This window comes from Pseudomonas sp. MWU16-30316 (assembly GCF_020515645.1).
GTDB classification, from domain to species: domain Bacteria; phylum Pseudomonadota; class Gammaproteobacteria; order Pseudomonadales; family Pseudomonadaceae; genus Aquipseudomonas; species Aquipseudomonas cerasi.
Map to the genome: position 1 here is coordinate 97,597 of NZ_JAIZAZ010000006.1, position 14,020 is coordinate 111,616.

The following is a 14,020-nucleotide window of genomic DNA, read 5'->3' on the forward strand; positions in this document are numbered from 1 at the left end:
ACAAATTGAAGAAGCGATAGCACCATGGGTCGAGTTGTTGCAGCAGCGGTGTACAGCAAGGGTAAAAAAGTCCGTGATATCACCCTCGATGAGGGCGCCGCCTGGGCAGCCAAGCCCGATCACTTCGTCTGGATAGGACTGGAGCAGCCCACCAACGCGGAGCTGACCAGCCTCAAGGAGCAGTTCAATCTGCATGAGCTGGCCCTTGAAGACGCGCTGGAGGTGCATAGCCGTCCGAAGCTGGAAACCTTTGGCGATGCACTGTTCATCGTGACTTACGCCCCCGTACGCGACAACGGCAAGCTGCTGTTCATCGAAACCCATATCTTCGCCGGCAAGGGCTACGTCATCACCTCGCGCAACGGCCACTCCAAGTCCTACGGACTGGTGCGTCAGCGTTGCGAGGCCAGACCACTGCTGCTGGAGCACGGCGAAGACTTCGTGCTCTACGCGCTTCTGGACTTCGTGACCGAGAACTATCAGCCGGTGACCGAAGCCATTCACGCCGAGCTCGAGCAACTGGAGCAGAGCGTCATCGGTGGCTCGTTGCGCGAGTCCGACATCCAGCACATTCATGCCCTGCGCCGCGACCTGTTACGCATGCGTCGCTACGTGGCACCCATGGTGGAAGTGGGCGAAGAATTGCAGAGACTGAGTTTTCCGTTCATCGACAAGAACATGCGCCCCTACTTTCGCGATGTCGAAATTCACGTCAAGCGCCAGATGGAAGACCTGGGCAACCTGTGTGATATCGCCAGCCAGACGATCGAAATCGGCCTGCTGCTGGAGTCTTCGCGGCAGAGCATCGTGCAACGCAAGTTCGCCGGTTGGGCAGCGATTCTGGCGTTCCCGACAGCGATTGCCGGTATCTACGGCATGAATTTCGAGAACATGCCTGAACTCAAGTGGGAATACGGCTACTTCATCGTGCTGGGCGTCATTCTGGGCGGGTGTACGGCACTGTTCGCCAGCTTCAAGCGCTCCGGCTGGCTATAAACCCGCCACTGCAACCTCATTCAAACAGTCCGGCGAACGCATGACGATGGGCCATGCGCCGGGTCAGACTGACTGTTTTTCCGGTTTGTGCGCCACAAAGCGCATCATCCATTCCGCCACTGTCGCGCCATGATGGTCGTGGTCAAGGCTGGCCACACCCTGCTTGTAAATCTGCTCGCCCAGCGCTTCCTGACGAAGGTCAAGCAAGGTGCGTGAAAAATCATGGATGAACTCGGGATGCCCCTGGAAACACAGCACCTGATCATTGATATGGTAAGCCGCAAACGGGCAGAACTCGCTGGACGCAATGACCTTGGCGTTCTCGGGCAGCGCGGTGACCTGATCCTGATGACTGATCAGCAGCGTGAGCGTGTCCATCGCCGGTGTCATCCACGGCCTGGCGGGGGCCAGTTGATAATGGTGAATCCCGACGCCCCACCCCTGCACGGCACGCTCGGTCCTGCCGCCCAGCAGCAAGGCCAGCAACTGGTGACCGAAGCAGATGCCCAGCAGTTTTTCGCCGCGCTGATACAGTTCCAGCAGATAGACCTTCAAGGTCTGAATCCAGGGGTCGGTGCCAAATGAGTCGGCCTTGCTGCCGGTCACCAGGTAAGCATCGAACTGCTCGTCTGCAGGTGGATAGTCGCCCTGCACCACGTTGTAAACCGTCAGCTCTGCGGCGATGGGCTGGCGAGCGAAGAGTAATTCGAACATCCGCCCATACCCATGATATTGCTCGACCAGTTCAGGTCGCAGATTGTCGGTTTCCAGAATACAGATGCGTAAAGACATAAAAGGGATCCTGAAGCAGTAATGAGGCAGTAGCGCACCGGCAGAGCCTGCCTTGAAGGCCTCGGCAAATCAAGCAGTGCCCCGTCCCGCTTCAGACGTTTATTCCATGTAGGAAAAATCTGTCCCGGACGAACGGTGCAAAGCTGACGGGCAAAGACGAAGCGTCTAGAAAAGGCCTGTTGATTCAGCGCCCCTTCCGATAATAGCTTTCGCTTCTAGATAAGCAATTTTAGATTCCCAACAGTTCTAAACTCCAGGGCACCTCGGCTCTATGGTTAGATCTGTAACAGGAAGCGCGCAAAATCCTTTCAGCGCTCGGGCCAGCGGTCGAATGACCGGACCCACCTGTTCAATGCGCAACCTTGCCAGCAGTCGATGATCCGTTTTGCGGATCGGCCTGCTTCTGTCGCTCAGGAATAACAACAAAAGGCGGTCAGCCATGTTCAAGTTCAAGCACTCCAAAGTACGTCAGGCGGGATTGATCCTCTTTACCACTGCGCTGTTATTGATCGTGCCTAACCTGAATCGATTGTTTGGCTGATCCACGCGCTTTCGAACTATGTTCAACTGTGCCACTCTTTCCATTCGCACTGAGGGAGGTGGGTTTATGCGCCAATGGATTGCTGTTTGGGCACTTGTCAGCAGCTTCGCAGCACACGCGGGGATGGTCGATCAGGCTGCGGCCGTGGCAGCGTTGAAGGAAGGCAAACTGGCAATGGATGTACGTAGCCAGACCGACTATGACGCAGGCACGGTACTGAACGCCGTACGCGTCGATGACCGACGGTTGGTCAATCAGATGAAACAGGTGCTCAACGACCGCAATGCCGTGTTCGTCATTTTCAGCAGCACGGACAGCAAGGCCGACAAGGCTCAGGAACAGCTCAGGGCTGCGGGCTACTTCAGCGTCATCAATGGCGGCAACTATGAAGAGCTGCATAACGCGCTCTACGACATCACCGACGACCCTGCCGAATGAACAATGGCCGGGTAGTTGAGCCCGGCCATTTCATGATGCGCAGACCCGCTGCGGGTTACTGATGCTGCGTCTGGACTTGCACGCGGGTTTTCACTTTCGGCGTGCCGGTCATGGGCGACACCACGACCTTGGCGTGCATCTGCTCGGATCCGCCGCCGCGCCGCATGCCGCGCACCGGACAGGCGTCCAGATAGTCCAGCCCGACCGCCAGTTTCAAATGGCGCTCGGGGATCGCCAACTGATTGGTGACATCGAAACTGTACCAGGCGTCGTCTATCCAGGCCTCGGCCCAGGCGTGGCTGGACAGATGCTCGCTGTCTTCGCTGCACAGATAACCGGAAACATAACGGGCCGGCACCCCAAGGCTGCGGGCACAGGCCAGAAACGCATGAGTATGGTCCTGACAGACGCCAGAGCGTCCGGCGAAGGCCTGCGCGGCACTGGTGTCCACTTCGGTCGCGCCCTGGGTGTAGGTCATGTGCTGGTTGAGCGCCTGCATCAGGTCGATCAACCCTGTGCGGTCAGCCCGCTTGCGACACTCCATCGCCGCAAAACTGCGAATCGCTTCGTCAGGCTCGGTCAGTCGCGTCACGCGCAAAAACGGTAATGCCGACTGGCTTTCGTGCTCGGCCTCGCGGGTTTCGTCGATTTCCACCTGCCCGCGCGCGCCGATGATGATCGCTTCGTGCGGCTCTTCCAGGCTCAGGACGTGCAGGATATTGCCAAAGGGATCGATCTGCGCACGCACCGGACGTGGCAACGTCAGCTGCCAGCTGAGCACTTGCTGGCGCTCACTGTCGTGAGGCGTCAGGCGCAGATACTGGATACTCGAGCGCACCTGGTCATCGTAGTGATAGGTGGTCTCATGGCTTATCGAAAGTCTCATGCAGCCTCCAGGTACGAAGTGTGAATGGCATCACCCAGTTGGGCCAGCAGCGGAATGAATTCGTTCAACCACTCGTGCAGGCCTTCAGCCAGGATCTCGTCGATGCTGGTGTAGCGCAATCTGGCATCCATCTCGGCCGCCATGCGCTGTGCGGGACGCCCGTTGACGCCCGGCAGGCTGGCCAGAATGACGTCCATCTCTTCCAGGCACGCGCGTAGCGAGCGTGGAATGTCAGCACGCAGCAACAACAGTTCAGCAACCTGACGCGCGCCTGGCGCATCCCGATAGACTTCAGTGTAAGCCTCGAACGAGGACAGTGCGCGCAGCAAGGCGCTCCACTGGTAATAACCGGCCGCCGAGTTGTCTGCCGCAGCATTGGCCTGTGGCCCACGCAATTCAAGCATTTCATAGCGGGCATCGAGCATGCGCATGGTGTTGTCGGCGCGCTCGATGAACGTGCCCAGACGGATGAAACGGAACGCATCGTTACGCATGATGGTGCCGTAGGTCGCGCCACGGAACAGGTGCGAACGCTCCTTGACCCATTCACAGAAACGGCTCATGCCGTAGCGGGTCAGGCCCTGCTGGGCGATGCCGCGAATCTCCAGCCAGGTGGAGTTGATGTTCTCCCACATGTCTGCGGTGATGCGCCCGCGCACAGCGTGCGCACTGGCCCTCGCTGCGCCCAGGCAGCTGTAGATGCTGGCGGGGTTGGTGGCGTCCAGGGCAAAGAAATGCAGCATGCGCTCGGCATGCAGCTCGCCATGACGCTCGATATAGGTTTCCAGCGTTCCGGTGATCAGCAACGGCATGGCTATTTCATCCAGCCCGTCGCCCCGCCCGTCCTGCGGCATCAGCGACAGCGAATAGCTCACGTCCAGCATGCGGGCGAGGTTCTCCGCTCGCTCCAGGTAACGCGACATCCAGAAAAGATCAGAGGCAGTTCTACTTAACATTGGCAGGCATCCTTAATCCTCGACCACCCAGGTGTCTTTGGTTCCGCCACCCTGTGACGAATTGACCACCAGTGAGCCTTCACGCAAGGCCACTCGGGTAAGCCCGCCAGGCACAACGCGGGTTTCACGACCGGACAGAACAAACGGGCGCAAATCGATATGTCGCGGGGCTATGCCGTTCTCGACAAAGGTCGGACAGGTCGACAGGCACAAGGTGGGTTGGGCGATGTACGCATGCGGCTTGGCCTTGAGGCGCGCCCGGAAGGCTTCGATCTCGGCGGCGGTCGCTGCGGGGCCGACCAGCATGCCGTAGCCACCGGAGCCCTGGGTTTCCTTGACGACCAGATCGCCGAGGTTGGCCAACACATGTGACAGCTCTTCCGGCTTGCGGCACTGCCAGGTCGGCACGTTTTTGAGAATCGGCTCTTCGTCCAGATAGAAGCGAATCATGTCGGTGACGTAGGGGTAAACCGACTTGTCATCCGCGACGCCGGTACCGATGGCATTGGCCAGCACCACGTTGCCGGATCGATAGGCCGACAGCAGCCCCGGGACGCCCAGCATCGAATCAGGGTTGAAGGCCAACGGATCTAGGAATGCGTCATCGAGGCGACGATAGATCACGTCAACAGCTTTCGGGCCGTCGGTGGTGCGCATGAACACGCGGTCATCACGGACAAACAGGTCGGCACCTTCCACCAGTTCGACGCCCATCTCGCGAGCCAGAAACGCATGCTCGAAAAAGGCGCTGTTGAAGCGGCCAGGCGTCAGCACCACGACACTCGGGTTGTCCAGATGGCTGGAACTCTTGAGCGTGTCGAGCAACAGGTTCGGGTAATGATCGATCGGCGCAATGCGCTGTGCGGAAAACAGCTCCGGAAACAGGCGCATCATCATCTTGCGGTCTTCGAGCATGTAGCTCACGCCGCTCGGAGTGCGCAGGTTGTCTTCCAGCACGTAATACGTGCCATCACCGTCGCGCACTAGATCGACGCCGGAAATATGCGAGTACAGATCGCGGTGCAGATTCAGGCCCTGCATTGCCAACTGGTACTGCTCGTTGGCCAGCACCTGTTCGGCGGGAATGATCCCGGCCTTGATAATCCGCTGGTCGTGATACAGATCCGCGAGAAACATGTTCAGCGCCTTGACGCGCTGAATGCAGCCACGCTCGACAACCCGCCATTCGCTGGCCGGGATGCTGCGCGGGATGGTATCGAAAGGGATAAGCCGCTCGGTGCCCTGCTCATCACCATAGAGTGTGAACGTGATCCCGGCACGGTGAAACAGCAGATCGGCTTCGCGCCTGCGTTGAGCCAAAAGCTCGGGAGGCGTATCACCCAGCCAGCGGGCGAACTCCCGATAGTGCGGACGGACTACGCCGCCCGCATCGTACATCTCGTCATAAAAGGTGCGGATCATGCCGTACTCCTTGTCACCATGGACACCAAGACCATCGCAAAGCCCGTGCCACCGGCATAAACGCTTTAATTTCAAAAGGTTAGGTAAACACTCGACGTTCTACGCACCATTCCTGTGCACTAAACGCCCAAGCCAATTCTTTTGCGCCTCATTCGGAAGCGTCATTCAACCGTGAAATCTATGATCAGCATAGTCAGAGTTGATTTCCGCCAACAGCATTAGTTCGCCACACTCCACAGCAACCGAGCAAACAGGGCACCAAACGCCGTTTTTTGCCGCAACCGATATTTTGTCCAGCAGATGAAGAACGCCTGCGGATTTTAAACAGACTTCCCTTTGCGCCACTCGTTTGAGTGGCTTTTTTTTGACCACTGTTTATGAACGCGGGCCGAAAACAGAACCGGCCGATCCGGAACGTGTCCCGAATCAGCCGGTGGTGTATGCCTGACAATCCGCAGCCATCAAGCGTGCAGTCTTCTGATCTCCTGAGTAACGCCCCATCCCTCGACTTCGCCGTCCATAGGTGAAATGACCGTCTGGAAGTCCTGCTCGAAGTCACCAATGCCGTGATAAGTCGCGTACATGACTTTGCTCAATTGCAGGTGCCAATGGCCGTCATCACGTACGTTTACCTGGGTGTTGAGGGATTCGCCGCGAAATTGCTCTGCGGCCTGCCGTGCCCGTTCCTCATCCGGGAAGATGGCGTAGAACTCGATGGGATAGATTCGCGCGAAGTCAAAACCGCCTTCTTTCATGCGGCGCAGTACGTTACTGCTGATGTCCTCTTGATAGGCTGTGCTCATGAAACGTCCTCCTATGCAACGATAGATAGAGTTTCAACTCTTCCAGAGCGACCGCCGAGTCCTCGGGGGCCGCCTCACGACAGATAATCCGGCGTGGGGAATCAAGCATGTAGCTGACCGGACCAGGCTTGGCGCCGGTCGGGTATCGAGATGTCAGAGGCCGTCTGAACAGCCTCATCTGCAGAGTAGCCCCATCGTGGGCCGGATGCCAAGTGGTTGCCACGAAAAGGTTTTTGAATCAGCGCAGATCAGGCAACTTCTGTAATGGAAATAATCTGCACACTGTTATGGTCCTTGAGCGTCTTCACGGTAGGCTCCTCAGTACGCCCGTCAAGATCATTGAGATCCAGCTCGTCGGTCATTGGGTAAAGGTCCTTGCGCAGGAAACGCGCAGCCTCTTCCTCACTGGGACGCTCATCAAAACCAGCCTCGCGGCGCTGCTGCACACCATCCTTGTCCAGATACAAAATGGCCCACTGTTTCATCAATGCCTCCCATACGAAGCCAGGCACTCTGGCTTATGTGATCTGGACCTTTTGGCCCGCGCATTCGTTCAACCGATTACGCCGCAGGGCCACCCATGACGGGTAAAAAAAAGACCCTCGCAGTCAATGCCGAGGGCCCTTGTCGCCAGACTGATTCGACTCGCCGGTCAGCCGGACGAGTCGGTTGTCATCAGTTGCGGTTTTTGCTGGCTTCTACACCGGCCGTGTTGTCCAGCAGGCTCTTGGTGGCCGTCTGCAGGAAGCTTTCCAGCTTGCGCTTGAGCTCCTGCGTGTCCGGCGCATCAGGCACTTCTTCGGCATGCGGCTTGGCACCGAGCGTGTAGGTCAACAGCTTGGCAGGCATCTCGGTCGGTTCGATCAGGATGCGATTGCCGCTGATGATAGCGACCACCTGCTCACTGCCCGACGGCTTGATCACACCGAAGCCCTTGTCACCCTCAGGCAGGTTCAGCAGATCGCGGCCCCAGCACTGGTTGCGGTTCAGGCCACCCAGACGCCCCATGATGGTCGGTACTACGTCGACCTGCGTACCCACAATGCTGCTGCGCTGGCCGAACTTCTCCTGCACACCAGGGCCGATCAGCAGCAGAGGCACGTTGAAACGGCCCAGGTCCATTTCAGTCAGTTGCTTATCGTTACCAAAACCATGGTCGCCCAGCACCACGAACAACGTGTTCTTGTAGTAAGGCTCTTTTTTGGCCTTCTCGAAGAACTGGCCGAGCGCCCAGTCGGCATAACGCATGGCGGTCAAATGCTCGTCCAGCGAGCCATGCCCGGTGACGCGCTCGACCGGCAGAGGATCCGGCAGCGCATACGGCGTGTGGTTGGACAGGGTCTGCAACAAGGCATAGAACGGCTTGCCGTCCTGACGGGCCTTGAGCTCCTGCGCACCACGGTCGAACATGTCCTGGTCGGAAACACCCCAGGTCGGATCGGAGAACACCGGATTGACGAAGTCCTCGCGGCCGACGAAGTTGGTCATGCCCTGGTTGCTGAAGAAACCCGACTGGTTGTCCCAGGCAAAGTTGCCGTTATAGACGTAGACGTCGTCGTAGTTGCGGCCCGTACTCAGCAATTGCGGAAGACCCGACAGCTTGTGGCTGCCTTCCGGCGTTTGCATCAGGTACTCGAAGCCCGGCAGGTTCGGGAAGCACGCCATGGTGGCGAACATGCCCTGGTGGGTGTGGGTACCGTTGGAGAAGAAGTGATCGAACAACAGGCCTTCCTTGGACAACTTGTCGAAGTACGGCGTGATGTTGGCATCGTTGCCCAGGGCGCCTACCGAGTGACCGGCGAAGCTTTCCATCAGGATCACCACCACGTTGCGGATCGGCAAGGTGTTCTCTGCCGGTGGCGTGAAGTCGCGACGCACAGCGGCAATATCCGGCTCGACCAGCTTGTCATTCGGGGTCAGCAGCATGTCGCGCACGGTCTGCTGGGCCTCGTTCTGTGGCAGCGTGGCTTTCCAGATGTTGTCGCGATCTTCGGACATACGGCTCTTGGCCGCCGTGATCAGCGTCAGAGTGCCATTGAGGCCCAACTGGTTGGCGAAATTGGACTCGGTGGTGTAGGCGTCGCCCCAGCGCAAAGGCGGGCCCTGGCGCAAGGTGCCACGGATGCAGACCACCATGACCAGCAACACCAGCACGAACACACCGGCGCGCACATACCAAGGCGCAATGGAACGAGTGGCCTCCGGACTGGTTTTTGCAGCAACACGTGGACGGGTTGCACGGTCAATACCCTTGAACACCAGACTCAGCAGCCAGGTCACCACGGCCCATGCCAGCAGGTAACGGACCACCGGGAAACCGTACCAGAGCATGCTCAGGACAGTCTTCGGGTCTTCCTTGACGTACTGAAACACCAGGCCGTTCAGGCGCTGGTGAAACTCACGGTAGAAGTCCATTTCCATCAAGCCGAAGAACAGCGTGATGCTGCCGACCAGGGTCAGCCAGAAACGGAAGAACCCGCGTGCCGCCATGGCGCGTGCGCTGAACAGCGACAGCACCAGCGGAATCAACAGGTACATGGTCAGGCGCAGGTCGAAGCGCGTGCCGTTGAACAGTGCTTCAAGGAACGTCGAGGCAGGCGTGTCGCCAATCATCTCGCGGTTGTAGACCAGCAGACCGATACGCAACAGCGTATACATCACCATCAGGGCGAAGCCACTGAGCAGGATGTAAGCCAGATGCGATTTGACAGTGGGATTTTGCAGGCGGGCTTGCCGATGAATCTGGGCGTCCGTTTTGGCCATGGTTGTCAGGATCCGGTGGATTCAGGGGTAGGTTCAGGGTGCAGCGCCGCCTTGCTCTTGAGGCAGACGGCGCGCGACAGGGCGCAGATATTACTTGATTGCGGGTCGCCAGGGGCCAGGTCAGCCCATGAAGACGCGTGCCTGTTCAGCTTCGCGCGCAATTCTGTGACAGAACGTGTGAAATTTCTGTCGCGAATTAAGCGCTTATAAAGCCTTGCAGGCGACGCTCGAGAGAATCCGGCTCGAGAAGCCGGACCGACTCATCAGTCGTTGCTGGCCTTGCCCACGGCCTGCAGAACGTACTGCGGCAAGGCGAACGCACCGATGTGGACTTCCGGATTGTAATAACGCGTAACAATACCGCTGCCCGAGAAACGCTGACGCAGGGTTTCCAGCGGCAATTTGCGATAGCTCTTGTCGGTCGAGCCCCAGGCGAAGGTCATCGCTCCGCCGATGTAGGTCGGGATGGCAGCGTGATAGAAATGCCAGTCGGCAAACAGACCGTTCATACGCCCGGCTGTGGTCTGCACACCGCTCAACTGCATGAAGGGCGTGCCGTTCTGGGTGACCAGAATGCCGCCTTCGTTGAGGCAGCGATGGCAGGCCTGATAAAAGTTTTCCGAGAACAGGACTTCACCCGGGCCGATCGGATCGGTGGAGTCGGAGATGATCACGTCGAACTTTTCTTCGGTGGTCGCGACAAAGCGCATGCCGTCGTCGATGACCAGGTTCAGACGCGAATCGTCAAAGGCGCCGCTGGAATGATTGGGCAGATATTCCTTGCACATCTCGACCACGGTCGCATCGATCTCGACCATGGTGATGTGTTCGACGCTCATGTGCTTGGCGACTTCACGCAGCATACCGCCGTCGCCGCCGCCGATGATCAGCACACGCTTGGCTGCACCGTGCGCCAGAATCGGCACATGGGTGAGCATTTCGTGGTAGATGAACTCGTCAGCTTCGGTGGTCTGAATCACGCCGTCCAGCGCCATGACACGGCCCATGCGCGGGTTCTGGAAGATCACCAGGTGCTGGTGATCGGTACGTACTTCGTGAAGCATTTTTTCCATACGAAAGCGCTGGCCGTAGCCTTCGTATAACGTTTCCTGATAATCGCTCATGGGTAAGCTCCCGCTGGGTACTGATGACAGGACGGCCGACCGCCCACAACAAAGGCGCGCATTCTACGTCGAGGAACATGACAGGTCGAACCTCTATGCAGCCTGGCGTGCCATTGCCGCTGCGAATGCCCGGCGCATGAAACGAAAAACGCCTGATTACCCAAGGTAATCAAGCGTTGTTTTGCCCAGCGTGTGGACGTATCACATGCGTACGTTGCCACGCGGTCCGAGGATTGCCCAGATGATCAGGCCTACCACAGGAAGCAGTACGATCAGCAATACCCAGAGGATTTTCTTGCCGGTCTCGGCACCGCTTTTCAAGACGTTGATGATGGCCCAGATATCGAGCGCCAGAATGATCAAGCCGACCAGGCCGTTGAAGCTAGAACCCATGGTGTTGCCCCTAAATTGAATGCTTACCCTCCTAGGATAGTAGCGCCGTTCGGGGGTTCCGTTGAACCAACCTTATATTCTCGGGCTCCCAGACGGGGTCGACTTTGTATTTCAGTCACCATCGCTCCCCCTTTATCAAAGGTAGCCTGTCAATGCCTACGCCCGCACAACCCCGAACGCCCTGGGCGGCCTGGTTAAACCAGTTCCAGGGCAGCCCACTGGTGAGCCTGGGCTTTGCCCTCGCCCTGCTGATCGTCGTCGGCCTCGTTGGCATCAGTCTTTATAACGCTTTCCATGGCACCAGTGAGGTCAACTTCAATCACGCCCTGCTGGGCGGCATCGCGGGTTTTCTGGCCACGGCGCTAGGCGCCGTGATGGCGGTTGCCCTGCGCAATGTTTCGCAACGCGCTCAGGACATCATGCTCGGCTTTGCCGCCGGAATGATGCTGGCGGCCAGTTCGTTCTCGCTGATTCTTCCAGGCCTGGAAGCCGCCCGGGACATTACCGACAGCGGCCCATGGGCAGCTGCGACGGTTGTTGCCGGTCTGGGACTGGGTGTGCTGCTGATGCTGGGACTGGACAAATTCACCCCGCACGAGCATGAAAGCGTAGGCCGCCAGGGACCTCATTCGGAGCGAATCAGTCGGGTCTGGCTGTTCGTGCTGGCGATCACCCTGCATAACCTCCCTGAGGGCATGGCGATTGGCGTCAGTTTCGCCAGCGGCGACATGAATGTCGGCCTGCCATTGACCACCGCCATCGCCATTCAGGACATTCCCGAAGGTCTGGCCATTGCGCTGGCCCTGCGCGCCACCGGCCTGTCAGCCTTCAAGGCGATGCTGGTGGCCATCGGTTCCGGCCTCATGGAGCCACTGGGCTCACTGGTGGGCCTGGGTATCTCCAGCGGCTTTGCCATCGCCTATCCGCTGAGCATGGGGCTGGCAGCAGGCGCGATGATCTTCGTGGTGTCCCATGAAGTCATCCCGGAAACCCACCGCAATGGCCATCAGACCTCGGCAACCCTGGGCCTTATGGGCGGTTTTGCGGTGATGATGTTTCTCGATACGGCGCTGGGTTAACCGCGCAATGCCTGCAGTGCAGGTGCGGCATGGATGCCCGCCGATGCTGCCAGCTCGACTACGCGCGCTTCGTCACGGCCGTACACCAGCACCGCTTGCAACTCGTCATCCAGTGGCTGGCTGAAGTTCATCAGCACATAGCCGCCCATCTCCTTGTTCATGCTGCTCAACTGAATCTGAATGCGATTGAGCGCGACCAGCGGCTCTACCTTGGCCAGCTGCCTGGGCTTGATGTTGAAGGTCACGTCCTTGCCAAACGACTGAACGATCTGCTCGAACAGGTCCATGTAGCTGTCGGCCTGGAACAGAACGGTTTCCGGCAGGCTGCCCACCACGACCCACTCGCCCAGCGGGATCGGGAATGTATCGTCGTAGTTGATATCAGGGTTGGCGGCCAGAAATGCCTGCGGATCGGCATACGCCTGCGCGGCTTCATCGGCGATATGCACGATTTCATCGTCGCCCATGCAGCCGGAGCTGACTTTGCTGATTAATTCGACCAGTGAGTCTTTCATGGGGGGCGATCCTGATAGCGGGCAAAAAAAGAGGCGCGAAGGATAACGGTAAATCCATCGCGCCTCTATGTGTTCATGCCTTGCTGTCACTGCACTCGCTGTCAGGACCGGGCTGGCTGCACGCCCATTTTGGTCAACTGCTCAATGGTGACGGTCGCGCCCATTGCCTGAGCGGCGCCCAGTGCAGTGATGCCCTTGGCGTCAGTGGCATGCGGGTCCGCGCCCTGACTGATCAGGTAATCGACTATTTCGTTGCGATTGAACATCGCCGCCATCATCAATGCGGTACGGCCATCAGCAGAGGCACCGTCTATGTCGGCACCCGCCTCGACCAGCAACCTGACCACCGCCAGATCGCCCTTGAACGCTGCACCGGCGATGGGGCTTTGGCCGTTATCGTTGCGGATTTCAGGATCAGCCTTGTGGTTCAGCAGCACACGGACCGCATCCGCGTGGCAGTGATAGCTGGCCAGCATCAGCAGCGTATCGCCTTTGTGGTTGCGCAGATCTGCAGGCAGGCCCTTTTCAAGCAGGCGCTCCAGCATGACTGCATTTCCCTGGCGAGCCACATCGAATACCTGCTCGGCGAACTCGGCGGCTTCGTCTTCAGTCATGGTTTTCGAAGCGCTGATATCTGTATCGGTCATTAACTACTCCTTGGCGCACGGTACTCCGGGCATGCGTTGACCCGGCGTCGATACACACACTGACCTCAAGTCTCGCCAGCTGTTCGATCAGCATCGACGCGGATGCGCAATGCCTGCTCCTGATCGCCGCTATCCATGCAATCCCCCTTCTGCCCGATCCCCATCGTGCAGGAAACGGCAAAATGCAGGGCGCACGACGGGTGTTCATGCAAAATGCACGAAGACTGAAATTAGAGGATATTACAAGTCATTGATTTTAAAGGATTTATTTTAAGGGAAAGACTGGCACAGACACTGCAATAGTACTTTCAAGCTTGTTATCCCATGAGCAATGGAGCCGCCTCACATGACTTTTATTCAAGAAAAATTCGCTTCCGTATTCTCCGACTACACCGTTACTACCCAGCCGCGCCCAGATGGTGGTGTTCTGTTGTCACTGCGTACCCAGGATGGTAAGCAGATCCGTCGCTCAGTCTCTTATGCTCAGTTGCACACACCGGTTCAACTGGAATGGGTAATCAGCGCCATCCGCCGCGACCTGGCTGCACAAGCCAGCGAGCTGCCAGCTATCTCGATGCTGCAAAGCCAGCACCGTTTTGATCTGCCGACGTACCACACACGTTGATTTTGCCCGCCACCCTCTTGGGTGGCACCCGCTTTACGCT

The 14,020-nt window shown here is 58.3% G+C and carries 15 protein-coding genes; 4 read left to right on the forward strand and 11 right to left on the reverse strand.

Annotated elements, in window-relative coordinates:
• The first annotated feature begins 24 nt into the window (after positions 1 to 24).
• Positions 25 to 996, forward strand: a complete 972-nt coding sequence (locus tag LCH65_RS19315; protein ID WP_003371567.1) for a magnesium and cobalt transport protein CorA — start codon at positions 25 to 27, stop codon at positions 994 to 996.
• 63 nt (positions 997 to 1,059) lie between these two features.
• Here the strand turns inward: LCH65_RS19315 and LCH65_RS19320 are convergent, their stop codons facing one another.
• Positions 1,060 to 1,788, reverse strand: coding sequence for an amidotransferase (locus LCH65_RS19320; RefSeq protein ID WP_226439727.1), 729 nt, complete (start codon positions 1,786 to 1,788; stop codon positions 1,060 to 1,062).
• A gap of 607 nt (positions 1,789 to 2,395) precedes the next feature.
• Here LCH65_RS19320 and LCH65_RS19325 point away from each other — a divergent pair.
• The gene (locus LCH65_RS19325; protein ID WP_005731508.1) at positions 2,396 to 2,767 is read left to right on the forward strand and encodes a rhodanese-like domain-containing protein; all 372 of its coding nucleotides are present in this window, start codon (positions 2,396 to 2,398) and stop codon (positions 2,765 to 2,767) included.
• Between the two features lie 55 nt (positions 2,768 to 2,822).
• Here the strand turns inward: LCH65_RS19325 and LCH65_RS19330 are convergent, their stop codons facing one another.
• The 8 genes from LCH65_RS19330 to LCH65_RS19365 all read right to left on the reverse strand — a co-directional run bounded on the left by LCH65_RS19330 (position 2,823) and on the right by LCH65_RS19365 (position 11,114).
• Positions 2,823 to 3,653: a transglutaminase family protein gene (locus LCH65_RS19330; protein ID WP_003371560.1), complete on the reverse strand. Its 831-nt coding sequence runs from the start codon at positions 3,651 to 3,653 to the stop codon at positions 2,823 to 2,825.
• On the reverse strand, positions 3,650 to 4,609 hold the full coding sequence (locus tag LCH65_RS19335) for an alpha-E domain-containing protein (protein WP_003371559.1): 960 nt from the start codon (positions 4,607 to 4,609) through the stop codon (positions 3,650 to 3,652). Before LCH65_RS19335 ends, LCH65_RS19330 begins: the two co-directional genes overlap by 4 nt.
• A gap of 12 nt (positions 4,610 to 4,621) precedes the next feature.
• Positions 4,622 to 6,031, reverse strand: a complete 1,410-nt coding sequence (locus LCH65_RS19340; RefSeq protein ID WP_003371557.1) for a circularly permuted type 2 ATP-grasp protein — start codon at positions 6,029 to 6,031, stop codon at positions 4,622 to 4,624.
• 461 nt (positions 6,032 to 6,492) lie between these two features.
• Positions 6,493 to 6,834 (reverse strand): ribonuclease E inhibitor RraB, encoded by a 342-nt coding sequence (locus LCH65_RS19345; protein ID WP_003371555.1) that lies wholly within the window; start codon positions 6,832 to 6,834, stop codon positions 6,493 to 6,495.
• 248 nt (positions 6,835 to 7,082) lie between these two features.
• Positions 7,083 to 7,319, reverse strand: a complete 237-nt coding sequence (locus LCH65_RS19350; RefSeq protein ID WP_003436696.1) for a hypothetical protein — start codon at positions 7,317 to 7,319, stop codon at positions 7,083 to 7,085.
• Between the two features lie 190 nt (positions 7,320 to 7,509).
• Positions 7,510 to 9,597: an LTA synthase family protein gene (locus tag LCH65_RS19355; protein ID WP_003436699.1), complete on the reverse strand. Its 2,088-nt coding sequence runs from the start codon at positions 9,595 to 9,597 to the stop codon at positions 7,510 to 7,512.
• 263 nt (positions 9,598 to 9,860) lie between these two features.
• Positions 9,861 to 10,721 carry a polyamine aminopropyltransferase gene (speE, locus tag LCH65_RS19360; RefSeq protein ID WP_003371548.1) on the reverse strand — a complete coding sequence of 287 codons (861 nt, stop codon included), beginning with the start codon at positions 10,719 to 10,721 and terminating at the stop codon, positions 9,861 to 9,863.
• A 201-nt stretch (positions 10,722 to 10,922) separates the two neighbouring features.
• Positions 10,923 to 11,114 (reverse strand): PLDc N-terminal domain-containing protein, encoded by a 192-nt coding sequence (locus tag LCH65_RS19365; RefSeq protein WP_003315122.1) that lies wholly within the window; start codon positions 11,112 to 11,114, stop codon positions 10,923 to 10,925.
• A gap of 152 nt (positions 11,115 to 11,266) precedes the next feature.
• On the opposite strand from LCH65_RS19365, the gene LCH65_RS19370 reads away from it, so the two are divergent.
• Entirely contained in the window at positions 11,267 to 12,193 is a 927-nt protein-coding gene (locus tag LCH65_RS19370) for a ZIP family metal transporter (protein WP_003436702.1), read from the forward strand.
• Here LCH65_RS19370 and LCH65_RS19375 read toward each other — a convergent pair.
• Positions 12,190 to 12,708, reverse strand: a complete 519-nt coding sequence (locus LCH65_RS19375; RefSeq protein ID WP_003371543.1) for a hypothetical protein — start codon at positions 12,706 to 12,708, stop codon at positions 12,190 to 12,192. The genes LCH65_RS19370 and LCH65_RS19375 overlap by 4 nt on opposite strands.
• 101 nt (positions 12,709 to 12,809) lie before the next feature.
• A complete protein-coding gene (locus LCH65_RS19380) occupies positions 12,810 to 13,355 on the reverse strand; it encodes an ankyrin repeat domain-containing protein (RefSeq protein WP_010427083.1) in 546 nt (181 codons plus the stop codon).
• A 346-nt stretch (positions 13,356 to 13,701) separates the two neighbouring features.
• Between LCH65_RS19380 and LCH65_RS19385 the strand changes: the two genes are divergently transcribed.
• Positions 13,702 to 13,980, forward strand: coding sequence for a DUF3509 domain-containing protein (locus LCH65_RS19385; RefSeq protein WP_003315128.1), 279 nt, complete (start codon positions 13,702 to 13,704; stop codon positions 13,978 to 13,980).
• Positions 13,981 to 14,020: the final 40 nt, after the last annotated feature.

Bases quoted from the DNA above. Each gene is read 5' to 3' on its own strand.
- LCH65_RS19315 (WP_003371567.1), top strand. From the start codon at position 25: ATGGGTCGAGTTGTTGCAGCAGCGGTGTACAGCAAGGGTAAAAAAGTC.
- LCH65_RS19320 (WP_226439727.1), bottom strand. From the start codon at position 1,788: ATGTCTTTACGCATCTGTATTCTGGAAACCGACAATCTGCGACCTGAA.
- LCH65_RS19325 (WP_005731508.1), top strand. From the start codon at position 2,396: ATGCGCCAATGGATTGCTGTTTGGGCACTTGTCAGCAGCTTCGCAGCA.
- LCH65_RS19330 (WP_003371560.1), bottom strand. From the start codon at position 3,653: ATGAGACTTTCGATAAGCCATGAGACCACCTATCACTACGATGACCAG.
- LCH65_RS19335 (WP_003371559.1), bottom strand. From the start codon at position 4,609: ATGTTAAGTAGAACTGCCTCTGATCTTTTCTGGATGTCGCGTTACCTG.
- LCH65_RS19340 (WP_003371557.1), bottom strand. From the start codon at position 6,031: ATGATCCGCACCTTTTATGACGAGATGTACGATGCGGGCGGCGTAGTC.
- LCH65_RS19345 (WP_003371555.1), bottom strand. From the start codon at position 6,834: ATGAGCACAGCCTATCAAGAGGACATCAGCAGTAACGTACTGCGCCGC.
- LCH65_RS19350 (WP_003436696.1), bottom strand. From the start codon at position 7,319: ATGAAACAGTGGGCCATTTTGTATCTGGACAAGGATGGTGTGCAGCAG.
- LCH65_RS19355 (WP_003436699.1), bottom strand. From the start codon at position 9,597: ATGGCCAAAACGGACGCCCAGATTCATCGGCAAGCCCGCCTGCAAAAT.
- speE (WP_003371548.1), bottom strand. From the start codon at position 10,721: ATGAGCGATTATCAGGAAACGTTATACGAAGGCTACGGCCAGCGCTTT.
- LCH65_RS19365 (WP_003315122.1), bottom strand. From the start codon at position 11,114: ATGGGTTCTAGCTTCAACGGCCTGGTCGGCTTGATCATTCTGGCGCTC.
- LCH65_RS19370 (WP_003436702.1), top strand. From the start codon at position 11,267: ATGCCTACGCCCGCACAACCCCGAACGCCCTGGGCGGCCTGGTTAAAC.
- LCH65_RS19375 (WP_003371543.1), bottom strand. From the start codon at position 12,708: ATGAAAGACTCACTGGTCGAATTAATCAGCAAAGTCAGCTCCGGCTGC.
- LCH65_RS19380 (WP_010427083.1), bottom strand. From the start codon at position 13,355: ATGACCGATACAGATATCAGCGCTTCGAAAACCATGACTGAAGACGAA.
- LCH65_RS19385 (WP_003315128.1), top strand. From the start codon at position 13,702: ATGACTTTTATTCAAGAAAAATTCGCTTCCGTATTCTCCGACTACACC.